Source organism: Mucilaginibacter sp. (genome assembly GCF_028288185.1).
Taxonomy (GTDB): Bacteria; Bacteroidota; Bacteroidia; order Sphingobacteriales; family Sphingobacteriaceae; genus Mucilaginibacter.
The window spans coordinates 208,185-233,429 of the sequence record NZ_JAQBOF010000035.1; the positions used below are offsets into that span (position 1 = coordinate 208,185).

Genomic DNA, 25,245 nt, shown 5'->3' on the forward strand with positions numbered 1-25,245 from the left:
TAATACTATCTTTGTGTAATGCTTACCTACACTATCCAATTATACAAAAACGCGTATAGCGGCCTGTCTAAAAACAGTTGGTACTTATGCATTGTGATGCTGATAAACCGTAGCGGCACTATGGTGGTGCCTTTTTTAAGCATTTATTGTATACAGCAATTACATTTTAGCATTGTGCAGGCCGGTAGTATTATGGCGTTGTTTGGCGTGGGTGCGCTAACGGGTGCCTTTATAGGTGGCAAACTCACCGATAGGATCGGTTTTTATGACTTGCAGGTTGGCGCTTTGTTAAGCGGCGGATTGCTGTTTGTACTTTTAGGGTTTTTAAATAGCTTTATTACCATGTCAATAGGCACTTTTGTGCTAAGTTTTTGTAACGAGTCTTTCCGTCCGGCAAACTCAACCGCTATCGCGCATTACAGCAGCGATGCTAATAAAACCCGCTCCTTCTCTTTAAACCGTTTGGCAATAAACCTGGGTTGGGCGGTCGGCGGCGCGTTGGGTGGTTTTTTGGCATCTATAAATTATCATTTATTGTTTTGGGTTGATGGTTGTACTAACATAGTAGCGGCTGTATTACTGTTGTTGTTAATGCCACGTGCCCTGGTTTCAAAAACTATAAAGAAAGTAGATAAGGCTATAGCTACAGTATCAGCTTATAAAGATAAAGTGTACCTTAAATTCATATTATTAGCTACTTTATTTGCCATGTGCTTTTACCAGTTCATGATCATGCAACCCGTATTCTTTAAAATTGAATGGCATTTTAGCGAACGCTTTATAGGTTTCCTGATGGCATTAAACGGTGTACTCATTGCTGTTGTAGAAATGGTTTTGGTGCATAAGTTGGAGGGCAAAAGAAATGGAATGATCTACATGATCGGTGGTGTAGCTCTTGGTAGTTGCGGTTATATGTTATTAAACATCCTGCCTGCTACGCAAGTCGCAGCTATTTTTATCGTCATCATCATAACCTTTAGCGAAATGTTAAGTATGCCCTTCATGAACTCGTTTTGGATAAGCCGTACCACTGCCCAAAACCGCGGCGAGTATGCGGCATTGTACAGCATGTCATGGTCGGCAGCACAGATCATCGCGCCGTTTTTGGGCAGCAATGTTATTTTTTATGGCGGATTTAATTTATTGTGGTGGATACTGGGTGCAGTGAGTATAATATCATCATTAGGGTATTGGTGGCTGTACAAGGGTACTATACAATCATAATGTCATTTCGAACGAGGAACGAGTGAGAAATCTATACACCCGCAATATTTGAATGTATGTGTATAGCTCTCTCTTCGATCGAGATGACATAGCTTTTTAGCTTATCCCCTCAAAATCCTCGCTGTAACCAATAACTGCCCTACATGCCGCATAATATGTTCGGCAGCATGGGTGTATAAGCCTATTACGGTTGACGGTAGTTGCGCCCGGCCCACTCCTCTTTTTTCGGTTAGTATCAGCTCATCCGTTTCGCTTAATTGTTTAATGGCTTCGTCAATCTGGCGGTTAAATATCTCCAGTAAAGTAATTACACTGTAGTCTATTTCGGGCATTTTTCCTTCTAATGATAATTTGGTTAACTGATGTTGGGTAAGCGCCTCGCCTTTTGCATACGTAAATAATCGGTCGAGCACCCCGGCTAAATGCTGTAAATGAAACCCCGGCGATGCCATACCCACCGGCTTAACCCATAATAATATTTCGGGGAAACCGGACATCAAATCGTTCACTTCCTCGCGCGCTTGTAGTAAAGCGTGTGCTATGGGCTGTAATAGTAGTGGTATCCCTTCCAGCGGACCGCGCAGCCATACTTCGGGTTTGTGGTTATCTGCCATACATTTATTATAAGTATTTTAAATAAACTATATTTTAGCCTGTAAATATTATTGCATGCTTAATAATTAGTGGTATAGCTATTGCTATTAGCTAATTATATTTAATTTAAACTTATGCTATCTGATACTAAAAAACTAACTAGGCTAACTATAATTTTGTTTCTCGCTTTTACCTTTACTTTTCAAAGCTGTAAAAAAAGCCGTTCTGATATGGGTAAAACCCTTTACCTCAAAACCCAAAATAAAGTTTTTAAAGATGTAACGCCGGATGGTTGCGCAGAAGTATTTCAAAAAGTACTTCAAGACGAAAAATCTGAACTCACCTACCCGCAAACTATAAGCGCCTTTTATAAGGCCAATGGTTACGACCCGGTTTTTGTAATGGACCATATTTTTAATAAAGATCTAAAAACGCTAACCATTTATTATCAAAAAGCAGGCGAGCATGGCCTTGATCCCGCAATGTTTAAGGCCGATGAAATGGCCACGCTGATAAACAAGTTCTATAATAATAAAAAAATTAAAACACTTGACCAAGCCTATCATGCCATTGCCGAACTGGAATTGCTTACAGCCAACTCGTTAATAAGATATAGCAACGCGTTGCAGTACGGCGTAGTTAACCCGAAAAGTATTTACGCGCGCTATTATACTACTACGCTGCGCCCGGATAGCACATCGGCACAAAAGATCTTTCGGGTAACGGATATCAAACAATACCTGGATAGCATTCAGCCTAAAAGCCCATCGTATATTGGGTTACAAAAAGCATTAGCCACCGGCACTGCCGCTCCGGGATTATCGCCCGAAGAAACCAAACGCGTTATTATTACTAACCTTGAACGTTTAAGGTGGAAAAATAAACCACAAGATAAAAAATACGTGATCGTTAATATCCCCGATTATCAGTTGGATGTGATGCAAGACGGAAGATCAGTACTAAACATGAAGGTTGTAGTTGGCCAGGGGCGTAACCCAAGCAATGCCGTAACCCTAATGAATTATGCCGATAGTAACACGGTAGATAATCCTAACATACACTCAACCCCACAGCTAAGCAGCATGATACATAGTGTTGATGTTAACCCCGTTTGGAACATACCCGAAAGCATAGCCAGTAAAGAGATCATGGTAGAAGCCGCTAAAGACAGATATTATTTAGAGAATAAAGGCATTAACGTTTACAAAGACGGTAAGCTGATCGATCCGGATAATATTGACTGGACAACCGCATCAAAAGGCGATTACGACTTTAAACAACAGCCCGGCGATAATAATTCATTGGGGAAAATAAAGTTCTTGTTTAATAACCAAAGCAGTGTTTATTTGCACGACACTCCCGCTAAAGAAGCGTTTAATAAAAAAATGCGTGCGATTAGTCACGGTTGTGTACGTTTAGGCGATCCGCAGGCATTAGCCCTCAACCTATTTGGCGAGGGTAAGAAGTATGATCTGATAGTCAAAGATATGGCAGCCGACAAACCAGACCCCACCACCATTAATTTAACACCCAAAGTACCCGTATATATAACCTATGTAACCGGTTGGATAGATACCACAGGTACCTTACAAATAAGGCCTGACATTTATGAATTGGATGTGGTGTTATATAATGCTTTGGGAAAGGTGAAATAATCGCAACTACTCTACATGTCATCTCGACCAACGGAGAGATCTATACACAAGCATGTCACCACCCCTATCTTGTATAGATTTCTCCGCTACGCTCGAAATGACATTTGATGTAAACAAAAAACGCCCCCGATAACTCGGGGGCGTTTTTTGTTAGTTTATAATTGGTTTAAAGCTTCACAGAATCCACCATTGAATCGCTATCCGGAGAGGTAAAATTTGCTAATACATTCTCACTTAAATATTTTGAGGTATAGGTTGGGTTGTTGCCATTTATAAAAAACAACGACTTACCTTTTATCGTATTAATTACCTGGTTTACCACCAAAGGTGATACGGCAGGGCAGCCAAAGCTGCGGCCTAAACGGCCCATTTGGGCAATGGCGCCTTCGCTTACGTAATCGGCAGCATGTATTACTATACCACGAGCACGCGCGCTGGTGTTAAAGCCTTCGTCTAAGCCATCTAATCTTAATGAACGACCATGTTTACCCACGTAAATATCATCAGCCAAATAAAAGCCTAAACTACTTTGGTGCGACTCGTTAGTATCAGAAAATTGAGTAGCCATATCATTGCCGCTACCTTGCCCGTGTGCAACCCATGTATTTAACAAAAGATGTTTACTTAATACATCAATTATCCACATACGTTTTTGGCGGCTTGGTTTTGAAAAATCAACCACGGTAATAACATTACTGCTTTGCGATAGTAAATTAGCCGATTTTAAATTAAAATAACCGGTTAACGCTTTCTGAAAAACTTCTACATTTAAACCTGTTTCCTGCAAACGCGCCGTTTGGTAAACCGTATTTACGTATTGGGCAAATAACTCTTTTGCAGTAAGTGTAGTTTTAGTAATTACAGAATTTTTTGTGGCGCTTACCGGCGTCCAGCCAATAACACTTATAAATAAGATCAATGCAACGCAGCTTATCCACCAGAAATGTTTTCTCATATTTGTTGAGTTTTAAGTCAATAATTTAATAAAAAATCAGGAGTGAGTTGATATAATTGTCATACAAATATACGCAATTATTACTAATAAATAAAATTTATTAACAATAATTCAAATTATGACAAAGCAATTATATCTAAATTAAATTATAATTTCTTTTACGAAATAATGGGCGGAAAGTTACTTTTATTTAATCCATTTAACCTTTTCGGCCAAAGGTACCATTCTGATACCTTTGGGATGTTCATCGGCATAACCAAAATATAAAACACCCATTACTTCGTCCTCGTCGCGTAATTTCAAGAACGCTTTCATAGCAGGTTTTAGTATCATGCCACCGGTACCCCAGTACGATGCCAGATTTAAAGCGGTAGCCCCCAATAATAAATTTTGCACCGCGCAAGCTGTAGCGGCCAATTCTTCAAACGCGGGTATCTTAGCCAGATCTCCCCTACGCATAACGGCTATAATAACATGCGATGCTTTATCGCCCTGGTGCGCCAGGTTATCATAAACCCCTTGAGCAAACTCATCTGCACTAGTGTTTTGTTTATACATTTCGGCATGCTGATGGCAAAACGCAGCCGGTTCGGTATAAACAACAAATCGCCATGGCTCTGTAAGGCCATGGGTTGGTGCCCAATCGGCAAGAGCCAACAGGTCGGTTATTTGTTCATCAGGGATCTTATTCCCGTTCATCATAAAGGGTTTTATGGTGCGGCGGTTTTGGATGATGGTTTGTATGGTGAAAAATGTATCAGACATAAAATGCTTTTAAATGAAACCCATAAAAGTAAAACGCAAATAAAATTTCATGTGGAATGAATTTTAAATCTACTGTTCCAAAACCTGCCGTATAACATCCTTAAAGGCAGACAGGGTAATGGGTGACTGCCCCGAAACCGCAAAACGAACAACCCGGCTTTTATCAACCACTACATACGATGGCAGGCTGTAAACATGATAAGCATTGCTAACCGACCCTGCACCGCCTATCAAATGTGCGTACAACAGTGGCTTTTGTTTTAATTTGGTCGCGGCAACTAGCTCATTACTATTCGTAATAGCCAATACTATCAGGTCCTCGGGGTTATGTATTTGTTTCAGGAAATCATTCAGACTTTGAAAAGCTTCGGTACAGGGCGGGCAGTCCGGGTCCCAAAAAATCAGTACAATAACCTTTCTTTCTAGGTCATCCCTATTAACAATATCAAGCAGCGGGGTAATATCAAATTGCGCGCCATCGCGTAATGGCGAATTTTTAATGGCCATTTGCGTTTTAAGCCTCTGGTACATTGCCATTTTTTGCTCCAGCGATATTTTCATCAAAACAATTTTGCTGCCGGTCGCGTCAGACAGCCCGCCTGTTGACCGCATGGTATAGTCGCCGCTATTTAAAAGTTTACTGTATTGGTAATAATGTAAGGCATTACCCTGTTCATCATAAACCACACGGTTAGTATCCAGGCGCACAGAATGCCTTATAACCGTGACAACTTGTTTTTTTGTACCTGATGTATCCTGGCTATGTGCAGCAAAGTGCAGCATACTTATTAAGCAAAGTATAAAAAAGCGCTTCATCGATATATCGCCGGATATTTACCGGGATTGCTCTCGCTCATCATGGCGTAAACTGCTTCCACAACGTCATCAACAGATGGCTTGCTAAAGTAATCACCGTCTGACCCATAAGGCGGCCTGTGCTCTTTTGCGCTTAATGTTTTTGGCGGCGAGTCTAAAGCGTAATAGCCGCTTTGGCCCTCCAGTACTTTTTGCAGGATATAAGCCGATGCCGCGCCAGGCAGATCTTCGTCAACCACTAATAACTTATTGGTTTTTTGTAAAGACGCGCCACAAATATTATCCGTATCAAACGGATATAAAGTTTGCGGGTCAATCACTTCAATATTAACGCCCAGCTTCTCCAGTTCAACCGCGGCTTCCAGTACAATACGAAGAGTCGAGCCATAAGAAACTACGGTCATATCTGTACCTCCTCTTAATATCTCGGCCTTGCCAAGCGGAACGGTAAACTCGCCTATATTGGCAGGTAACTTTTCTTTTAAGCGATAACCGTTAAGGCACTCAATAACCAATGCGGGCTCATCACCACGGATCAGCGTATTATACATACCGGCGGCCTGTGTCATGTTACGCGGCACACAAATATATAATCCGCGTAGCGTATTTAATATCATACCCAGCGGCGAGCCTGAATGCCAGATACCTTCCAGCCTGTGTCCGCGCGTACGAACAATAACCGGCGCTTTTTGGCCGCCTGCTGTGCGATAACTTAAACTCGCCAGGTCATCACTTAAAACGGTTATGGCGTATAACAGGTAATCTAAATATTGTATTTCGGCAATAGGTTTAAGGCCGCGCATAGCCAGGCCAATACCCTTACCTACTATAGAAGCCTCACGAATACCGGTATCGGTTACACGCAGATTGCCAAATTTATTTTGCAAACCGGCAAAGCCCTGATTAACATCACCTATTGCGCCAACATCTTCGCCAAAGGCTACCAGGGTTTTATCGCGCTCAAAATTAGATTCAAAACAAGCGTTTAGTATTTCACGCCCATCTATCAATGGGGCATCTTCTGCATAATCTACAGGGTTTACCCTAACATTTAATGGCGATGAAGGCGACCCTGTAAACAGTTTAGAGTTAAATCGATCATGGTTTTTTATATTCTCCCGGGTCAACCATTCAGCTAAAGCAGTTTTTTCGGTGGACGTTTCCCAAACAGTTAATCTTAGTGCCTTGCGTATAGCAGCTACCGCGTCTTTACGGCCGGGGTCAATACAAGCTAATAGCTCGGCAACAACATCTTCTAATTCGTTCTTTAATTCGGATACATGGGTTAATTCGCCAATTAAATGTACAGCTTCGTCAATATCTATCTTTATTTTATCACCCAGTTTATTCCAGGCTTCGCGCTGACATTCGCGCACATATTTTTTCGCTTCGTCTTCTAAAGCGGTAACATTATCTTCAGTAATAATAGCCGATTCGACCATCCAGTTGCGCATTTGCAGCAAGCAGTCATGATCACCTTCCCAGGTTAAACGGTCCTTAGTTTTATAACGCTCATGAGATCCAGATGTAGAGTGGCCTTGCGGCTGCGTCATTTCAACAACGTGTATCAATACCGGCACATGTTCCTCTCTGCAAACAGCTATAGCGCGTTCATAAGTTTCGCAAAGCGCCACATAATCCCAGCCGCGAACTTTAAATATCTCGTATCCGTTTGTACCATGTTCACGCTGAAAGCCCTTTAATATTTCGGATATATCCTCTTTAGTAGTTTGTATACTGGCAGGTACAGATATAGCATAAGCATCATCCCAAACAGAAATAGCCATAGGCACCTGCAATACGCCGGCGGCATTAAATACCTCGAAAAATAAACCTTCGGATGTAGCGCCATTGCCAATAGTGCCAAAAGCAACTTCATTACCGTTAACAGAAAAGGTATCTAACGATTTAAGTTCTTTGTTTTGGCGATATAATTTTGATGCATAAGCCAAGCCCAACAAACGCGGCATGTGGCCACTTGTAGTTGACATATCAGCCGAGCAATTCATGCTCTCCACCTGATTTTTCCAGCTGCCATCAGCATTAATAAAACGGGTAGCGTAGTGGCAATTCATTTGCCTGCCGCCTGATGCAGGATCTTCCTCAATATCAGGGTTAGCATATAGCTGGCCAAAAAACTCTTTCAGGTTGCTCATGCCTGTGGCAAACATAAAAGTTTGGTCGCGGTAATAGCCCGCGCGCCAGTCGCCCTTACGGAAAACCTTAGCCATGGCTAATTGGGCAACTTCTTTACCATCGCCAAATATGCCAAACTTAGCCTTTCCTGTTAGTACTTCGCGCCGACCTATTAAACTGGCCTGCCTGCTCTCGTACGCTATCCGGTAATCATTAATTACAATATTCTTGAAATCATCAAAACTTAGCTCAGCAAGATCTAATTTACCGGTACCAGAATTTGCAGTTTCGGGCATAGAATTTTATTTAGAATGTAAAATTATAAATCTATTTTGTAATTAGTATAAACACCTAATAAAAGGTACAATTTATGGATAAGTTTTGAATTGGCACCATAACTTTTACATGGGAACATCATTGTTGTACATATACTGCTAATACTCAATATGATTTTATGAAAAAATATTTTGATTTTAATTATTGGGGGCGACATTATTACTTACACTTAGCATAATCTGCAACAAATAGTTAAATTTATCCGTTATAATGGTTTTTACATTAAACCTTTTATATTTGTAATACTCAAATCAACAATATGAAAAAACTAATTTTAATGTGCGCTGTAATTTTAGGTTTTGTGTTTAACGTATCTGCACAGGATAATCAAAAAGCCGAATTTAAATTTAACGAAGAAAAGCATGACTTTGGTAAAATACCACAAGGCACGCCTGTAACTACTGTATTTACTTTTGTAAACACTGGCTTTGAGCCGCTTATTTTGGCAGAAGTTAGGCCTACTTGCGGTTGTACTATTGCTGATTATACTAAAACCCCTGTTAAAAAAGGCGAAACCGGTAAAATAACCATTACTTATAACGCGGCTGTAGTTGCGCCGTTTACTAAAGCTATTATAGTAACATCAAACGCTAAAACGCCACAAAAATATTTAACTATTGTTGGCGAAGTCGTAGCCAAAGCTGCGGCACCAAGCACCAGATAGCGATTAAGACCACAACCCTTGATCTCTGCAAAAAGATAAAGGGTCTAAATACATAACAAAAAGGCCCGAAATATTTCGGGCCTTTTTGTTTATACATTATCTACTAATTCCATCGACAAAATATCATCTTTTTACTATTTTTGCAACATGCCAAATATATCGCACAAGGGGCAGCGAATGCCCGCTTCACCTATACGAAAACTAACACCCTTTGCCGACAAAGCTAAACTGGAAGGCAAAACAGTATATCACCTAAATATCGGTCAGCCGGATATTGAAACTCCGGTGGGTATGATAGACGCTATTAAAAATATCGATTTTAAAGTTTGGGCCTATACCCCGTCAGAAGGTACGCTATCTTATCGTAAACAACTTACTAAGTACTATAACAAGGCAGGCTATAATATTACTCCAGAGGATATAATTGTTACCACAGGCGGATCGGAAGCTATATCTATAACCTTTATGACCTGCCTTGATGCCGGTGATGAGGTGATAGTACCCGAGCCTTTTTACGCCAATTACAACAGTTTTGCAAGCCAGAGCGATATTGTGGTAAAACCTATATTATCACACATTAGCAATGGTTTCGCGTTGCCGCCTATTAGCGAATTTGAAAAGACCATAACCGATAAAACAAGAGCAATATTTATTTGCAGCCCTAATAATCCTACAGGTTACTTGTACTCGCGCGAAGAAATGGAAGCCTTAAAAGCACTGGTTTTAAAGCATGATTTGTATTTATTTGCTGATGAGGCCTATCGCGAGTTTTGCTATAACAACCAGGAGTTTGTTTCGCCCATGCATTTAGATGGATTGGACGAGAACGTGATCATTATTGATACCGTAAGCAAACGTTACAGCGCATGTGGTGCGCGTTTGGGTTGTATTATTACCAAGAACCGTAAATTTTGGAATACCGCCATAAAATTTGCCCAGGCAAGGCTTAGCCCCGGCATGGTTGAGCAAATAGCCGGCGAAGCTGCTATTGACACGCCTGACGAATATTTTGAAAGAGTAAAAGCCGAGTACACTACCCGCAGAAATACAATAGTGACAGCCCTTAACAATATGGACGGCGTTTATTGCCCTAATCCCGGTGGCGCGTTTTATGTGATGGCGCAACTGCCTATTGATGATTCTGACAAGTTTTGCCAATGGATGCTGGAAAAATTTAGCTATCAAAACCAAACTGTAATGATGGCACCTGCCACAGGGTTTTACAGTACGTCAGGTGCCGGCTTAAAAGAAGTTCGCCTGGCTTACGTTTTAAACAATGATGACCTTGCAAAAGCCATGATCGTTTTAGATGAAGCCCTGAAAGTATATCCCGGACGAACAATTGACAATGAACTATTAGCCGTAAGCTTATAAAACTATAAAAAACGGCGGCGATTAATATCGTTGCCGTTTTTTATAGTTTATTTAATTGTATGAGCTTTTGCCGGCACTGTTTGCAAGTAGGCATAAATGTCGTTAATCTCTTCATTCTTCAAAATCTTAAACTTAGGCATAGGAGGTTTAAGTTTCTCGCCATCGGGAGTAACCCCTTCTTTCATCGCCCGTAAAAACTGCTCTTGGGTATAATCGCCAATACCTGTATTTTTATCAGGCGTGATATTGGCGGCCTTTACAATAGTTCCATTTTCACCCTTAAATTTGATACCACCGGCTAAATAACCTTTAGTTTGATTTGGATATTGATAATTTAATGAAGTAAGTTTTTTAGAATGACAATGAAAGCAGCCCAAATTGTCAACCAGGTAATAACCCATAGCTACATGATTACCATCCGAAGGCAACTTAACGTCTGCTTTATACGGCACGGGTTTGGCCTTTAAATTCATATAAGCTTTGCCTATAAATGTAAGATGTGTTACCCCAACAGTAGTGCCATCAGCTTGTACAGCGGCATCGTTTGATCGCAGATAAACAATAATGGCATTTATATCCTCATCGGCCATATTGGGGCGTAGCATATAATTTAAAAAACGTCCATCGCGCGCGATTCCTGTTTTAAGCAGATACCGTATTTCGGCATCGTTATAGTGGTCAATAACCCCTGTTTTTGAATGTGTGAGATTTGCTGAAACCACTTTCCCGGCGATACCCGGGATATCATGAATTGGCGCTCCGATAAATTTTTTAGTCAATTTATCATAATGACAACCGCCGCAAATACTATAGGTTAACACCTTACCACGCTCAAACCGAGCGTCAGACGCTGTGGCCGTATAGGTATCTTTTGTGGTGGCAAATTGTGTTTTACAACTTATTATTACAGCCCCTATTATAGCGCTTATAATAATTGCAAGGGTAAGTCTTCTGTTTTCCATGGTGTTTTCGATGCGATTTCCAATATCACCTAATCATTTATTAAACCAGCCCGGGTCTTAAAAGTTTAGCTTAATTACTCAGTGTTAGGTTAGCGATGTTATTTTGGCAGAAATGAGATATTGTTAGCTAACATCTCAAAAATTGGTATATTTGTTGTTCTATAATCCGCTACTGCCACTAAACAGGGCAACTCTGCAAAAATGGGGTCGACCGGAATTGACAGGATGGAGATGAGTATGTAAGCATGCAGCGCGTTGGATGAATTAGCGCTTAAATCTGAACGTTCAAAATCACAAATGGCGAAAATAACTACGCCTTAGCTGCTTAATTTAGAATTTAGCTAGCTTTTGTCCCGCCGGTTCTCCGTTTTATTGGATCGGCAACCGGGGCATCGAAAAATGAAACTAGCCTGCTTAACGGTGTGCATAGCAGGCGAAACAAAACACCTAAGGAAGACGGTACAGGTAAGCAGCTGACCTTCCCCTTCCCTACAATTAAACAGATGCTAAGCACGTAGAAAGCATATCTTGTACCATGTTTGGACGAGGGTTCGAATCCCTCCGGCTCCACAAAGTTCAATGTTAAAACAGACTAAAAGCCTGCAAATCAAATGATTGCAGGCTTTTGTTTTTAGTCAAATGACTATAGTATTCACCATTTCGCAATAAAAAGGAGCGCGATTCGGTGAGTATATTTTAAATTACCTACTCGCCAAAACGACTTATTGCTTTGATAATCAAGGTGTTAAAATTTTGAACATCTTGTAAAGATGTGATTGCAAGCTTAATTTTGTTTCACTTTTTAATGCTTAAAACATTATGAAAACTAATTTCAGCTTGCTTTTTTATTTAAAAAAGCCAAAAAACTATCAAAGCGGGCTATACAAGCGAAGCATTTTAATTTGTTTTTTAGCGGTGCTTCGGCCTTGACATTTCACCCGCCTTGCGCTTTTGGTGCCTAAGCGTTGAAAATGGGGTGGTGTGCGAAATACTTATTTTATTACCAAAATGTAACAATCAATACTTAAAATGTGTCTGTTTGATTGTACTTTCGTTTTAACGAATAATGGGAGCCTATCATATTTTAACCGATTTGCAGCTGATCGATCTTTTAAAAAAAGATGATAAGGATGCATTTGCCGAGATTTATGGCCGTTATGCAGAGCAATTGGCAGGTTTCGCATCATCCAAATTATTTAACCTGGAAGATGCAAGGGATATTATCCACGACTTGTTTGTGAAACTTTGGATGGATAGGAAGCAATTGCAGGTTAACAGTAATTTAAAAGCATATCTGTTTACTTTAGTACGTTATCGCATCGTTGATAAGATCAGGAAAAATGTTACCCGCGAAGAATACGCCGTAATGGTAATGGCATTAAGCACCGTTCATGAAATAACTATTGAGCAACAAATAGCCGCAAAAGAATTACAGAAGAACATCGAAAGATCCCTTGAAGAATTATCACCGAGAGTAAAAGAGATCTATTTATTAAGCCGGGAACAAAATCTTAGCACCCCTGATATTGCTAAGCAATTGAAACTTTCGGAACAAACTGTAAAAAACCAGTTGACCGCTGCATTAAAACATTTACGTCAATCACTGACTGTAGTCACCACTACCGCCCTAACAATGTGGTTGCTTTCCTGAGCTATTTTAACTCAAAAAAAATATTTCATTTTCTTATAGTACCAAACGTCATTTCAAACGACTACTGTCAAATTCTGATAGAAATGAGTCGTAACCAAATCGAAGCCTTACTGGATCGTTATATCAAAGGCGAAGCATCAACGGAAGAAAATGCGTTGGTAGAACGCTGGCTGGAAAAGAATGGCAACTCCAATGCGGATTGGACAAGCTTGGATCAATCAGGTAAAGACGAATGGCTTTCCAGTGTTTTTGGGGATATCAAAAACACTATTCGTGGCGGGGAAGCTAAAGTCATACAGTTGCCACAAAGGAAGCATTTTTTGTGGCGAAGCGTTGCCGCAGCCGCAGCGGTATTGATAATCTTTTCCGTGCTATACATAGAATGGCCAGCTTTACAAAGCCGCTTACACCCTGTACAGCTTACAGCACTTCAAGTACCCGTTAATCAAAAAAAGGAAATTACCCTTGCAGATGGCAGTCAGGTGTGGGTAAATGCTGGCTCGGAAATAAAATACCCGAAAGTTTTTACTGGCAAAGTCAGAGAAGTTTATCTTTCCGGGGAGGCTTACTTTGATATTGCGCATGATGCCCATAAGCCTTTTATCATTCACACGGGTAACGTGGTAACCACCGTATTGGGCACAGCTTTCAATATCAGGGAAGACAAAAGCAAAAACACCATCGAGATTACTGTAACCCGTGGTAAAGTTAGCGTAGCAAACGGTGAAAAACTGTTGGGCGTACTTACACCAAACCAGCAGATCAGCTTTAATACGTTAAAAGAGGAAGCAATTAAGGAAACAGTAAATGCTGAATTGGTAATTGCATGGCAGCAAAGCGAATTGCATTTCGATGATGTGAGCTTTGCCGATGCTGTATCACAGTTACGACAGCGTTTTAATGTAAAAATCAATTTCGCCAATGATAAATTAAAAGGCTGCCGCTTTACCGGAACTTCATTAAACGGCGAGAAATTGGATAATATCCTAAAAGTCATCTGCGCATTTAATAATGCTACTTATCAAACTAAATCAGATGGCAGCATCGTTATCGACGGGGCAGGCTGCAAGTAACTATGAACCGAAATTAAAATGAAAAGTATTTAAGCTCATATAAGCTTTTGTCCTCCAGGCGGGATAGAAAGTAAGAACCTGTAAACCGACGGTCATCGGCTTACAGGTATCCCGGAGAACCGGGGTTTTAAATAATCTGTAGTCACTTAAAACATTTAAAAGTATGAATATTTCTGCAAATATGCGGAAACCGGGGGCATTATATACCTGCCTCGGGGGTCTAATATCAAATAAACAAATTATCCGTCAAGTAATGCGTGTCAGCGTTGTAGTCACATTAATTATTCTAACCACTTTACAGGTATTGTGGGCCACTACAACCAAAGGACAAGACATGCACAAGGAGAAGGTTACGGTCGGTCTTAATCATGAGGATCTGGTTAGCGGCCTTAAAAAGATAGAACAACAAACGTCGCTACGGTTTTATTACCGCAGATTGGATGTGCAAATGCTGTCTGATTTAAACTTGATCACTGGCAGTCGTACTGTTGAAAAAACACTTGAAGAGTTACTAAAAAATACAGGTTTCACTTTCAGGCAGATCGATGGGAATATTTTACTGGAAAAAAAACAGCAAACTGATTATACGATTACAGGCAGGGTAACAGGAGTAGATCATAAGCCCGTTGAATTGGCTACTTTGAGAATTGCCAAAGTCGGTAGTACCAAAATTATTTCAACCACACTGGCAGACACCAGTGGAAAGTTCAATATAATTGTTTATGAACAAGGTGATTACCTATTGACCGTATCTTCTATCGAAACAGACAGTTTAACGATGAAAATCACAGTAGCTGATTCGAAAATGGTTGAACTAACGGATATAGTTTTAAAATCGGCTCCACATCAATTGGCCACCGTGAACATTTCAGGAAGCCGTCCATTAATTAGGCAGGAAGCCGACCGGATCACTTATGACCTTCAGGCAGATCCGCAAAGCAAAGTAAGCAGCGTATTGGACATGATGCGAAAAGTACCTTACCTCTCCGTGGATGGCGATGACAATATCCTGCTAAAGGGCAGTTCGGGTTACCGTGTTTTTATAAACGGCAAGCCATCGGCAATGGTGGAAAGAAATCCTAAAGATGTGCTACGCAGTATCCCAGCCTCAACCATCAAAAGTATCGAGGTAATCACTACACCTCCATCCAAATATGATGCGGAAGGACTGGCAGGAATCATCAATATTATTACCAATAAAGACGTCGCTAACGGATATCACGGCTCAGTTAATATCAACGAAAAAGGGCCTGTAGGCGGGCCAGGCGCAGGCGGTGCTTTTACTTTTAAAGAAGGGAAGTTTGGTTTGTCTACACTTGCCGGGATTAGCCGAAATAACATACCTGAAACCAGTGGAGAACTAACAAGAGTAACTACAGGAACCAATCCAACCAACCTGGAACAGCACAGTACTAACCAAAGCAACAGCCATACAGGCTATGCCGGGCTGGAACTTAGTTATGAAATTGATTCCCTTAATCTGATTTCCAGCCAGTTCAACTGGAACAGCAGTAAACAGACAGGGCTGGCTTTTCAAACTTCTATCCTAACTGGTTCAAACTTACAACAGTACAACCTGGCCAATGATAATAACAGTGAAGGACGCGGCCTTGATGCTGCTATTAATTATCAGCTGGGTTTTAAAGCGAATAAGGATCAGTTGCTAACCATTTCTTATCGCTACTTAAAAAATAGCAATTCCTTGTTTAATAATATCGACGTGTCTAATGAAATCAATTACAGTAATCCGGATTATCATCAGACCAACGCCGAGAGCCTGACTGAACATACCGTGCAGGCCGATTATGTGCAGCCAATTGGTAACATAATAATGGAGGCGGGCTTAAAAGGGATTTTTAGAAAGAATAAAAGTGACTTTCAATATTTAACAAAGAACCCGCTAACTGGTAATTATGACCTGGATCAAACAGGCTCAAATATTTTCAATAACAGTCAGGATGTGCTGGCCGCTTATAATAGTTATTCTTACCAAGCTGCGAACTGGCAACTCAAAGCTGGCCTTAGGGCGGAAGAAACTATTATCAATGGTGATTACAGCCAGGGTAGCGACCAAATACAACAAAGGTATTTAAATGTATTACCAGCCATCGTTGCCAACAGGAAGTTTAACGATCGCAGCAGTTTGAGTTTTTCCTATTCAATAAGAATACAGCGTCCTGCAATATCGCAGTTAAATCCATTTGTCGACAGATCTAATCCTAATTTCGAAACAAGTGGTAACCCTAATCTTAAGCCCATTACCTCCACCGCATTTCAGTTAAGCTACCTGAAATCAGGTAAGTTAACCTATAATATAGCGTTAGGGTATTTATATTTTAACCAAGTCATCAACGCCTTCTCTTCGTATGATCCTACTACCAACATAACACTCACACGCTTTGAGAATTATGGTAAGGGTCGTGTGCTTAAGTCCAATATTTATATAAATTACCAAATCAATGACCATTGGAACGTTAACCTGAATACTGATATTCGACATGTGACCTTTTACGGGCTTGTAGATAACGTAACACTCAAAAATTCAGGCTATGACGCTTATGCATATGCCTCAAGTGGTTACAGTTTTAATAAAGGTTGGCGTGCCAATGCAGATTTTACATACAGGAAGGGGGGTATTTTACTACCGCTGGGAAGAACTAACGGCTTTACGGCATCATCTTTCAGTGTTAATAAGGATATAGTTCAAAATAAATTAACTCTTTCAGCAGCCGTAAGTAGTCCATTTACCAAATATCGTTATGTGAACGAACAACTCACCGGCCCCGATTTTCTGCAAACCAGCAATTATCAAGTTTATTATAGAAGATTCACTGTGAGTTTAAACTACCGCTTTGGTAAGCTCAAAGAGGAGATCAAAAAGAATAAGCGCGGCATCAAGAATGATGACTTGTCTCACTAAAGTTTGGTAAAAAGTCTTCGGCTATCTTCGCCAAAAGTGTTTGATTATTCTATATGCACGTTGGAGTTAAACTTCAAATTTTAGATTTATATCAATTCATTTTTGTATCTTTATTTCATAAGATTTGCAATTAATCTGTACTTAAAAAAGTGGTGAGTGTTTCGGTGAGTAAGAAATTAAGCCATTATAAAATATTAAATATCAGAGCGGTACAAGGATAATATAAATCCCTCCGGCTCCACGAAACGGATTCCCGCAAAATCATCAGTAGGCTGCTCTAAAAAGAGCAGCCTTTTTTGTCTCAAAATCAGCAAGTTATGATTGAACGCCGGATGTATCCAAGGTGCTCTAACTACCCCTTCATTTCAAAGAAAAAACCATTAGCCCAACAAAGTCTGGCTTGTACAAAAAAAATTTGAATGCTAACCGACTTTATCAAATACGGTCTTCCAGGAACGCTCGCTGCCAATTAAGCTTGATTTTGCACTGGCCTGCACAGAAATAGACCGGCCATCATTGCTCAACTTCCAAACCTCTGTTATGTAAACAAATGTTTGTTTCTGAACATTTACATGGTAAGGAGTGGCAACCATCAGATGTACAATTGAGTTCACAGTCATCGTTTGCCCATCACCTGACAACTTTACGGTAAACTTCTTTCCTCTTCCCGGGCCATTATCGATTTCGCCTGCTTTACCGTCGAAGGCCAGTTTCTCCTGGCTGGTAACAGGAGCTGTGCCAGGAAACGAGCTTGACACCTCTACAGTTAGAAAATTTACCTGCTCTTCTATTTTCATTGTTTTAGCTAGCATACGGTCACCCGAGTTATAGCAGCAAACAATATTTCCGTCCATAGCTATCGACTCTTTGGCTCTCCATTCGCCAGAAAAGCTAACGCGATGAGTGCCACTTTTTTGCTGAGCCAGCACAGGAAAATAAATTAGTCCAACCATGATGGTAGCCAGACCGTACAAAACATTTCTTTTATTTTTCATATCTTATTAAAATTGATCAGCAAATCTACCCTGACATCCTTTAGCCTGAAGAATTTGTATTGTAAATTAAAATGTAAACTTTGTAAATAAAATCTTGACACTATGTTTGGTAGTCGAAACCTTCTGTCGGGAAAAGGCAAGTACTTCTTTGGATCGATACTAAACGCAAAAAAGCACAAACCGATCTTATCGTTTGTGCTTTTGATAATCGATAACGATAATTTTTTGTCTATTAATGTCCTGCCTTCTGACTCTTTTGATGTGGATGGCCGTGTGTCTTAACTACAATAGAGTCCGCGTTTGAATTAACTGTTTCAACAACACTCTCGTCTATTAACAAGTTAGTTGTATCTCTTACAAGTTCGCCGTCAATCACAAGCGGGGCATTTTTTGCTTTTCCACTGATATTACGACGTTTATAGAATTGGCCCAAACTAGTAAGTTTAACGTTTGGGTTTAATGTTAAGATTATAACTTTTGTATTATTGTCTAATTTTCCAAACCTTTTTTCCGCTTCTATTTGTGTCATACCATGTATATCTGCTACGCTTAGGCTATTTACAAACAAATGGCGAGTCACTATTTCCTTTGTTGATGAACTGTTTTTTACAATAGTAATATACGATGGTTTCTGAGCGAACGCTTGTCCTAAAGCACATACTTGAATTAAAAGAGCGCCTACTATGATTTTGATTGTCTGTTTCATAAGTTTTATTTTATTGTCCTGGGTTTGGATTCACTGTGTTTAATGTATAAGCGATGGAGAAAAAATTGTTATCCGCACTTGCAACTTTTATATGTTGGATTCTGATCTGAAAAACTAAACGCAAAAAAAGCACAAACCGATCTTAATCGGTTTGTGCTTTTGATAATCGATGACGATAATTTTTTGTCTATTAATGTCCTGCCTGCTGCCTCCTTGGATAGCCATGTGTCTTAACTACAATAGAATCCGCGTTTGAATTAACTGTTTCAACAACACTCTCGTCTATTAACAAGTTAGTTGTATCTCTTATAAGTTCGCCGTCAATCAAAAAAGGAGCATTTTTTGCTTTCCCACTGATATTACGACGTTTATAAAATTCCCCTAATGTAACAAGTTTAACACCGGGATTTAACGTTACGCTTAGCACAATTGTATTGCTGTCTAATTTTCCAAACGTTTTTTCTGCTTCCTCTCTTTTGAACATATGCATATTTGCTGTATTTGAAACACTGACAAACAAATTGCGGGTTACTATTTCCTTAGTTGAGGAACTGTTTTTTAAGATGAAAATATATGATGACTTCTGAGCGAACGCTTGTCCTAAAGCAAATACTTGAATTAAAAGAGTGCCTATTATTATCTTGATTTTCTGCTTCATGAATTTGATTTATTATGTGTTTGGGTATTGTTTCGCTGAGTTTAATGTATAACTGGTGGTAAAAAATTGTTATCCGGACTTGCTTTGTTCTCCGGCGTTTTCGAAGTTTTGATTTTTTAACTATTAGTTTTCAGTGTCCAGCACCGATTCTAATTTTTAGTTTCACACCAAGTTTTAAAATGTAATTTCAAATTTGGTGCCCTGCCCCGGAGTACTTTCAACAGTAATAATGCCGCCCATGGTTTCCACCTGGTTTTTCACAAGAAATAGCCCTACCCCGCGAGCGTCCGCATTCCCATGGAACGTATTATACATCCCAAATAGCTTTTCACCATATAAGGCAAGGTCTATACCTTTTCCGTTGTCCTCTACGGTCAGTGTTATGCGGTCATTTAAAGATTCCGCTGTTATCCTGATCTTTAGTTGGCTATCCGCTTTTCTGTATTTAACACTATTGGTAAGCAAATTTAGCAATATGCTTTCAAAGTAAGCCGGATTGTACATTACCTCGACATCCGGCGGTACTTGTATGGTGATATCTGCCTTGGTCTGCTTTAGTGATTCCGATAATATGGCTTCAACTTTTTTGATCTCATTTAATAAATTTAACGATTTGAGCGTTTGCCTTTCTCCGGGCTGAATATCAACCACCTTGTTGAGATGTTCAAGCGTTTCCTGTAAACCCATCGCATTAACACCCAGCATATTTATCATGTTTTCCCTTTCTACATTGTCCTCTTCCCGTGAAATCATATCGGTTAGCATATGAATATTTCCTGCATATGAACGCAGGTTATGCGACACAATGTATGCGAAATTCAAAAGCCGGCTATTCTGCGCTTTAACGGTTTTCAACGCTTTATCCCGCTCAATTTCCGTCTTCTTCTGCTCTGTAATGTCTTTAATTTGCGAAACAAAATATAACGGATTACCTTGCGGGTCTCTTACCAGCGTTACACTTAACAATACCCATATAATACTTCCATTTTTGTGAAAGTACCTTTTTTCCATTTGATAAAAAGTTGTTTTCCCCTCAAGTAACGCATGCATTTGCGCCAAGTCAAGATCCAGGTCATCTGGATGGGTTATATCCTGAAATGTTTTACGCAATAAGTCTTCCTTTTCCATGCCAAGCATAAAGCAAAGTACTTGGTTAACCCGGATCCATGCGCCCGCTGTTGATACCATCGCCATCCCGATAGGAGCAAATTCAAAAGCATGATAAAATTGCTGTTCTCTTTCCGCAAGGGTGTTAATCAGGTTTTTTTGTTCCGAAATATCCTCTATAGTGCCGTAAATGTTTGATCTATTTTCGGTATCTGCGTGTATTCTTATTTTAACCCATTTCAATTTATTTGGGGCTATCCTCAACTGAAGCTCAACAGTTGAAGCATTACCGGTCAAACGCGTCTGCTCATACAAACTATTAAGCGCATTCGGATCTACATAAAAAGCAGCAGCTTCCTGCAAGTTGGGATAGAAACCCGGTTCGATTTCATAAATTTCACTCACAACCTGGTTCCAGTATATTTCGCCTGTATCTAAATTCCTCTCCCAAATTCCTAAATGCGCAATGGGTATTACCTTTTCGTAGAGTTCTATTTTAGTTTGCATGGTAGTAAAAACAAAGTCGAGTATAAATAATACCCTATTTACGTTTTTTTTTTGATAATAAAGTTGAAGAGTTTGAAAAATCAAGAGAATAAAATACTCACCTATACTTGAACTAAAACCAAAAAACGGGATTGCACCATAATCGCCCTATAGTTTTACTAAATTTATTAGTATAATTGCAGGGTATATGATGCAGCTAGCTTATGATTATTTAGAATCAACGAATACTGTAGTCTTCCTTACCGGAAAAGCTGGTACCGGTAAGACTACGTTTTTGCAATGCATCCGGGCAGAATCTAAAAAGAAACTGGCTGTAGTGGCACCAACAGGTGTAGCGGCGATTAATGCGGGTGGAATGACGATCCATTCGTTTTTTCAGTTGCCGTTTGGCCCTATTATTCCGTCAGGCAATTCAAGGCCCGAGGTACATTATAGTCCCGAGAAAAAAGAATTATTGAGTAGTCTGGAGTTACTCATTATTGATGAGATCAGCATGGTAAGGCCGGATGTGCTCGACCAAGTGGATCTGATCTTGCGTAACGTTAAAGACAACAATCACCCTTTTGGTGGGGTGCAGTTATTATTGATCGGTGACTTATCGCAATTAAGCCCGATCATTCGTGATGAGGAATGGGCGATGCTAGGCCGTTATTACACGACACCCTATTTCTTTAGCAGCCTGGCGATGCAAAAGGCACCCTACGTCCGTATTGAATTGGATAAGGTCTTCCGGCAAAAGGAACAGGCATTTGTTGATATATTGAATGAAGTACGAAACCAAATGATCAGTGACCAGAGCCTGGCACTATTGAATGCGCGCTATGTACCTAATTTCAAGCCGATGGCTGACGACCCTTATATTACACTGACGACGCATAATGCGATAACTCAACAAATTAACAATGAATTTATTGAAGCCCTAGCCGGCGAACAGATAGAATTTAAAGCCACTATTAAAGGTGAGTTCCCTAAGGATGCCTACCCTACCGAAACCGAGTTAAAACTAAAAATTGGCGCACAGGTGATGTTTGTTAAAAATGATAGTTCGTCCGCAAAATTGTATTACAACGGCAAGATCGGCACGGTCATAAAATTAACTAATGATAGCGTCACGGTACAAAGCGACAGCCAGGAAATTGAGGTACAGGCTCAAGAATGGACTAACATCAAATATCAAATGGCCGATGATGAGATCAATGAAACAAATGTCGGCAGCTTTGCCCAGATCCCGCTCAAGCTGGCCTGGTCTATCACCATACATAAAAGCCAGGGGCTAAGTTTTGATAAGGCGATCATTGATGTAAGCGAAGCCTTCGCCCACGGCCAGGCTTATGTTGCGTTAAGTCGTTGCCGCAGTTTGTCCGGCATGGTACTACGTAATCCCATTGCAGTGCACAATATTATTGTAGACCCGGCAGTAACAAGGTTTAATACACAAGCTAAATTGTTGCAGCCTGACCGCGAACAATTGGAGCGTGACCAACAAGTTTACCGACTGTTCCTGCTCACAGAACTATTTAACTTTAACGGCCTGAAAAAACGCAGTGAAGGCTTTGAATACCTGTTGCCTGACATGCAACCCACGATACTGGCCATAGCCGAACTTTCAGCCCGCCAACTGGTAAACTATAATAGTGAGCGTGTCCAAAAAGCTTCGGCTTACTTCCATGGAAAACTATCTGCAGCCGTCCAAACCCTGCACCAGCAATTACCCGCGTTCATCGGTCAGTCCAAAGAAGTTGCTGCCAAAGCTGATGAATTAATCAATTGGCTTATGGCACGCATTAAAATATTAGATCATTTTACCAAAGCAGAGTTTACTGCGATTGCTTACCTCGAAGGTCAAACTAAAAAAAGCAACGTCAGCACTTATCTCAAAACATTGAATGCTTTGCCCAATGAAGAATTGTATGTGCAACTACTGGCCTGGCGCCAAACGATAGCTAACAAAGAAAATGTAATGCCCAATATGGTCCTGTCGGAAAAGACTGCGGCAACAATAGCCGAAAAATTACCGGCTACCTTAAAAGCGCTCAGCACTATCAAAGGCGTTGGCCCTCAAAAAGCGGCACAATTCGGGGCGGATATCATCGGTTTGATACGAGTTTACGAGCAACAAATACAAGGTAATGGGGTAGAACAGGTTAATTTGTTCAAGACCAGTTAACACCAAGGTAGTGTGTATATACACCCCGTATACACTGGCAAAATTGTGTCACCACTTTTATTAAATATTATTGTAATGCTTATTCGGTTGATAAATAATATCTCATAATAGCCTGAAACATACAGCTTGATAATGAAATAATTATTAAATTACATTGAAAAAAATGTGCACCAACTTTAGTTGATATGAAAAAAATACCCGCGTTAATATTGATATTGTTTATAAGCACCTTATTAAAGGCGCAAGAACACCAAATGTCTAAGAGCTATGTGCTACCTACTGATACGTTGGTTCAAAAAAAGTTACACCAATGGCAGGATTTAAAATTTGGCTTATTTATGCATTGGGGGCCATACAGCGAATGGGGCGTAGTTGAAAGCTGGAGTCTTTGCCCGGAAGACGCAGGATTTACACAACGAAAAGGCCCTTACGGTGCAAATTATTTTGAATATAAAAAAGCTTACGAAAATTTGCTAACCACGTTCAATCCCACAAAATTTAATCCCGAAAAGTGGGTAAAAGCTGCAAAGAACGCCGGGATGAAATATGTAGTATTTACTACAAAGCATCATGACGGATTTTCGATGTTTGATACCAAACAAACAGATTACAAAATAACCAGTTCCAGGGATCCATTTTCGTCAAACCCCAGGAGTAATGTTACTAAAGAGATATTTAATGCCTTTAGTAAAGAAAACTTTATGATAGGCGCGTATTTCTCAAAACCCGACTGGCATAGTGAATACTATTGGTGGTCTTACTTCCCGCCGATGGGCAGAAATGTAAATTATGACCCTGCCAAATATCCCGACCGTTGGCAAAAATTTAAAGATTTTACCTACAACCAAATTGGCGAATTGATGACCGATTACGGAAAGGTAGACATATTGTGGTTAGACGGTGGCTGGGTAAGGCCTAAATCTACGTTTGATAGTACATCGCCTGATTATAAAAAGATCTATGACCAGAATATAGATATGGCCAATATAGCTGCAATGGCCCGTAAAAAACAACCCGGTTTAATAATAGTGGACCGTACAGTGCCCGGAGAATTTGAGAATTATACCACGCCCGAACAGAAGGTACCTACTGAGCCCCTTGATCATCCGTGGGAAAGCTGCATAACCATGGGTAACTCGTGGAGTTATGTGCCGGGAGATCAATATAAGTCAACTAATCAAATCGTTTCTTTGTTAGTTAAGATCGTATCAAGAGGCGGTAATTTATTGATGAATATTGGCCCAGGCCCTGATGGTGACTGGGACCCAATAGCATACAGTCGCCTTGAACAAATTGGCGCGTGGATAAAAGTTAATGGCGAGGGGATATATGGAAGTGATGCTGTTGCCCCCTATTCTGAAGGGAATATATTTTATACAAAAAGTAAAAATAGTAATACCATATATGCGTTTAGTCTGTCTGATAACGATAAGGTAAAATTGTCGGGCACGCTTACATTGCATCTAAAAGGCATCAGTAAAATTAAAAAGGTGAGCCTGTTAGGAGTAGAAAGAAAAATAAAATTTAGTACAGCCGCAGATGCGCTAACCATTACAGTCCCGGCCAATTTACAGGAAAACAATAACTTAACACAAACAGCAACTTTTAAAATACAATACTAGTAACGTTTATAAACCTTATTATATCATATACGTACTGGCCTTGTCGGTAATATTACTAACAAAGTCCAGGCAAGTCGCCACAAAAAAATAAGAAATATTTGCGTAGTTAAATAACTACATGTATATTTGTAGTCAAATAACTACATAATGAATTTACGCAGAGATGTTTTTCAGGCAATTGCCGATCCGACAAGAAGGGCTATACTCCTATTGGTAGCCTCGCAATCCATGACTGCCGGAGCCATAGCCTCAAACTTTGATACAGCAAGACCGACCGTTTCAAAACACCTCCAAATACTCACCGAGTGCGAATTAGTTGAACAAACACAAAACGGCAGAGAGATTTACTATCATATTA

Annotated in this window: 20 protein-coding genes and 1 other RNA gene; 11 read left to right on the plus strand and 10 right to left on the minus strand. The window is 40.1% G+C overall.

Features of this window, described 5'->3' with window-relative positions; translation table 11 throughout:
* The first annotated feature begins 18 nt into the window (after window positions 1-18).
* Window positions 19-1,224 carry an MFS transporter gene (locus JWQ34_RS15835; protein WP_299358792.1) on the plus strand — a complete coding sequence of 402 codons (1,206 nt, stop codon included), beginning with the start codon at window positions 19-21 and terminating at the stop codon, window positions 1,222-1,224.
* Between the two features lie 101 nt (window positions 1,225-1,325).
* Here JWQ34_RS15835 and JWQ34_RS15840 read toward each other — a convergent pair whose 3' ends face one another.
* Window positions 1,326-1,838 carry a DinB family protein gene (locus tag JWQ34_RS15840; protein WP_299358794.1) on the minus strand — a complete coding sequence of 171 codons (513 nt, stop codon included), beginning with the start codon at window positions 1,836-1,838 and terminating at the stop codon, window positions 1,326-1,328.
* Window positions 1,839-2,048: 210 nt separating this feature from the next.
* Here JWQ34_RS15840 and JWQ34_RS15845 point away from each other — a divergent pair, with 210 nt between their 5' ends.
* Window positions 2,049-3,473 (plus strand): L,D-transpeptidase family protein, encoded by a 1,425-nt coding sequence (locus JWQ34_RS15845; RefSeq protein ID WP_299358796.1) that lies wholly within the window; start codon window positions 2,049-2,051, stop codon window positions 3,471-3,473.
* A 166-nt stretch (window positions 3,474-3,639) separates the two neighbouring features.
* Here the strand turns inward: JWQ34_RS15845 and JWQ34_RS15850 are convergent, their stop codons facing one another.
* The 4 genes from JWQ34_RS15850 to JWQ34_RS15865 all read right to left on the minus strand — a co-directional run bounded on the left by JWQ34_RS15850 (window position 3,640) and on the right by JWQ34_RS15865 (window position 8,441).
* Window positions 3,640-4,428, minus strand: a complete 789-nt coding sequence (locus JWQ34_RS15850; protein ID WP_299358798.1) for a murein L,D-transpeptidase catalytic domain family protein — start codon at window positions 4,426-4,428, stop codon at window positions 3,640-3,642.
* Between the two features lie 186 nt (window positions 4,429-4,614).
* A complete protein-coding gene (locus tag JWQ34_RS15855; RefSeq protein ID WP_299358800.1) occupies window positions 4,615-5,193 on the minus strand; it encodes a nitroreductase in 579 nt (192 codons plus the stop codon).
* Window positions 5,194-5,262: 69 nt separating this feature from the next.
* Window positions 5,263-6,009: a peroxiredoxin gene (locus tag JWQ34_RS15860; protein WP_299358802.1), complete on the minus strand. Its 747-nt coding sequence runs from the start codon at window positions 6,007-6,009 to the stop codon at window positions 5,263-5,265.
* Window positions 6,006-8,441 carry a thiamine pyrophosphate-dependent enzyme gene (locus JWQ34_RS15865; RefSeq protein WP_299358804.1) on the minus strand — a complete coding sequence of 812 codons (2,436 nt, stop codon included), beginning with the start codon at window positions 8,439-8,441 and terminating at the stop codon, window positions 6,006-6,008. Before JWQ34_RS15865 ends, JWQ34_RS15860 begins: the two co-directional genes overlap by 4 nt.
* Before the next feature lie 299 nt (window positions 8,442-8,740).
* Between JWQ34_RS15865 and JWQ34_RS15870 the strand changes: the two genes are divergently transcribed.
* A complete protein-coding gene (locus tag JWQ34_RS15870) occupies window positions 8,741-9,145 on the plus strand; it encodes a DUF1573 domain-containing protein (protein WP_299358806.1) in 405 nt (134 codons plus the stop codon).
* A 147-nt stretch (window positions 9,146-9,292) separates the two neighbouring features.
* On the plus strand, window positions 9,293-10,519 hold the full coding sequence (locus JWQ34_RS15875; protein WP_299358808.1) for a pyridoxal phosphate-dependent aminotransferase: 1,227 nt from the start codon (window positions 9,293-9,295) through the stop codon (window positions 10,517-10,519).
* 47 nt (window positions 10,520-10,566) lie between these two features.
* Here the strand turns inward: JWQ34_RS15875 and JWQ34_RS15880 are convergent, their stop codons facing one another.
* Entirely contained in the window at window positions 10,567-11,481 is a 915-nt protein-coding gene (locus JWQ34_RS15880; RefSeq protein ID WP_299358810.1) for a c-type cytochrome, read from the minus strand.
* A gap of 203 nt (window positions 11,482-11,684) precedes the next feature.
* On the opposite strand from JWQ34_RS15880, the gene ssrA reads away from it, so the two are divergent.
* From ssrA to JWQ34_RS15900, 4 genes are all read left to right on the plus strand, one after another.
* Window positions 11,685-12,054: a transfer-messenger RNA gene (gene ssrA, locus JWQ34_RS15885) on the plus strand.
* A 493-nt stretch (window positions 12,055-12,547) separates the two neighbouring features.
* Complete coding sequence (locus tag JWQ34_RS15890; RefSeq protein WP_299358812.1) at window positions 12,548-13,132, plus strand: RNA polymerase sigma factor; 585 nt, start codon at window positions 12,548-12,550, stop codon at window positions 13,130-13,132.
* A gap of 83 nt (window positions 13,133-13,215) precedes the next feature.
* Window positions 13,216-14,205 (plus strand): FecR family protein, encoded by a 990-nt coding sequence (locus tag JWQ34_RS15895; RefSeq protein ID WP_299358814.1) that lies wholly within the window; start codon window positions 13,216-13,218, stop codon window positions 14,203-14,205.
* Window positions 14,206-14,368: 163 nt separating this feature from the next.
* Window positions 14,369-17,125, plus strand: coding sequence for an outer membrane beta-barrel protein (locus tag JWQ34_RS15900; protein ID WP_299358816.1), 2,757 nt, complete (start codon window positions 14,369-14,371; stop codon window positions 17,123-17,125).
* A 422-nt stretch (window positions 17,126-17,547) separates the two neighbouring features.
* Here the strand turns inward: JWQ34_RS15900 and JWQ34_RS15905 are convergent, their stop codons facing one another.
* The 4 genes from JWQ34_RS15905 to JWQ34_RS15920 form a co-directional block, all read right to left on the minus strand.
* Entirely contained in the window at window positions 17,548-18,054 is a 507-nt protein-coding gene (locus JWQ34_RS15905; protein WP_299358818.1) for a hypothetical protein, read from the minus strand.
* A 298-nt stretch (window positions 18,055-18,352) separates the two neighbouring features.
* Window positions 18,353-18,826: a hypothetical protein gene (locus tag JWQ34_RS15910; protein ID WP_299358820.1), complete on the minus strand. Its 474-nt coding sequence runs from the start codon at window positions 18,824-18,826 to the stop codon at window positions 18,353-18,355.
* A 190-nt stretch (window positions 18,827-19,016) separates the two neighbouring features.
* Window positions 19,017-19,484: a hypothetical protein gene (locus JWQ34_RS15915; RefSeq protein ID WP_299358822.1), complete on the minus strand. Its 468-nt coding sequence runs from the start codon at window positions 19,482-19,484 to the stop codon at window positions 19,017-19,019.
* 174 nt (window positions 19,485-19,658) lie between these two features.
* Window positions 19,659-21,098, minus strand: coding sequence for a PAS domain S-box protein (locus JWQ34_RS15920; RefSeq protein ID WP_299358824.1), 1,440 nt, complete (start codon window positions 21,096-21,098; stop codon window positions 19,659-19,661).
* Between the two features lie 187 nt (window positions 21,099-21,285).
* On the opposite strand from JWQ34_RS15920, the gene JWQ34_RS15925 reads away from it, so the two are divergent.
* The 3 genes from JWQ34_RS15925 to JWQ34_RS15935 form a co-directional block, all read left to right on the plus strand.
* Window positions 21,286-23,265, plus strand: a complete 1,980-nt coding sequence (locus JWQ34_RS15925) for an HRDC domain-containing protein (protein ID WP_299358826.1) — start codon at window positions 21,286-21,288, stop codon at window positions 23,263-23,265.
* A gap of 185 nt (window positions 23,266-23,450) precedes the next feature.
* On the plus strand, window positions 23,451-24,887 hold the full coding sequence (locus JWQ34_RS15930) for an alpha-L-fucosidase (RefSeq protein ID WP_299358828.1): 1,437 nt from the start codon (window positions 23,451-23,453) through the stop codon (window positions 24,885-24,887).
* Window positions 24,888-25,034: 147 nt separating this feature from the next.
* Window positions 25,035-25,245 (plus strand): metalloregulator ArsR/SmtB family transcription factor (locus JWQ34_RS15935; RefSeq protein WP_299358830.1); only part of this gene is annotated, 211 nt, incomplete at its 3' end.

Bases quoted from the DNA above. Each gene is read 5' to 3' on its own strand.
- JWQ34_RS15835 (WP_299358792.1), top strand. From the start codon at position 19: ATGCTTACCTACACTATCCAATTATACAAAAACGCGTATAGCGGCCTG.
- JWQ34_RS15840 (WP_299358794.1), bottom strand. From the start codon at position 1,838: ATGGCAGATAACCACAAACCCGAAGTATGGCTGCGCGGTCCGCTGGAA.
- JWQ34_RS15845 (WP_299358796.1), top strand. From the start codon at position 2,049: ATGGGTAAAACCCTTTACCTCAAAACCCAAAATAAAGTTTTTAAAGAT.
- JWQ34_RS15850 (WP_299358798.1), bottom strand. From the start codon at position 4,428: ATGAGAAAACATTTCTGGTGGATAAGCTGCGTTGCATTGATCTTATTT.
- JWQ34_RS15855 (WP_299358800.1), bottom strand. From the start codon at position 5,193: ATGTCTGATACATTTTTCACCATACAAACCATCATCCAAAACCGCCGC.
- JWQ34_RS15860 (WP_299358802.1), bottom strand. From the start codon at position 6,009: ATGAAGCGCTTTTTTATACTTTGCTTAATAAGTATGCTGCACTTTGCT.
- JWQ34_RS15865 (WP_299358804.1), bottom strand. From the start codon at position 8,441: ATGCCCGAAACTGCAAATTCTGGTACCGGTAAATTAGATCTTGCTGAG.
- JWQ34_RS15870 (WP_299358806.1), top strand. From the start codon at position 8,741: ATGAAAAAACTAATTTTAATGTGCGCTGTAATTTTAGGTTTTGTGTTT.
- JWQ34_RS15875 (WP_299358808.1), top strand. From the start codon at position 9,293: ATGCCAAATATATCGCACAAGGGGCAGCGAATGCCCGCTTCACCTATA.
- JWQ34_RS15880 (WP_299358810.1), bottom strand. From the start codon at position 11,481: ATGGAAAACAGAAGACTTACCCTTGCAATTATTATAAGCGCTATAATA.
- JWQ34_RS15890 (WP_299358812.1), top strand. From the start codon at position 12,548: ATGGGAGCCTATCATATTTTAACCGATTTGCAGCTGATCGATCTTTTA.
- JWQ34_RS15895 (WP_299358814.1), top strand. From the start codon at position 13,216: ATGAGTCGTAACCAAATCGAAGCCTTACTGGATCGTTATATCAAAGGC.
- JWQ34_RS15900 (WP_299358816.1), top strand. From the start codon at position 14,369: ATGAATATTTCTGCAAATATGCGGAAACCGGGGGCATTATATACCTGC.
- JWQ34_RS15910 (WP_299358820.1), bottom strand. From the start codon at position 18,826: ATGAAACAGACAATCAAAATCATAGTAGGCGCTCTTTTAATTCAAGTA.
- JWQ34_RS15915 (WP_299358822.1), bottom strand. From the start codon at position 19,484: ATGAAGCAGAAAATCAAGATAATAATAGGCACTCTTTTAATTCAAGTA.
- JWQ34_RS15920 (WP_299358824.1), bottom strand. From the start codon at position 21,098: ATGCAAACTAAAATAGAACTCTACGAAAAGGTAATACCCATTGCGCAT.
- JWQ34_RS15925 (WP_299358826.1), top strand. From the start codon at position 21,286: ATGATGCAGCTAGCTTATGATTATTTAGAATCAACGAATACTGTAGTC.
- JWQ34_RS15930 (WP_299358828.1), top strand. From the start codon at position 23,451: ATGAAAAAAATACCCGCGTTAATATTGATATTGTTTATAAGCACCTTA.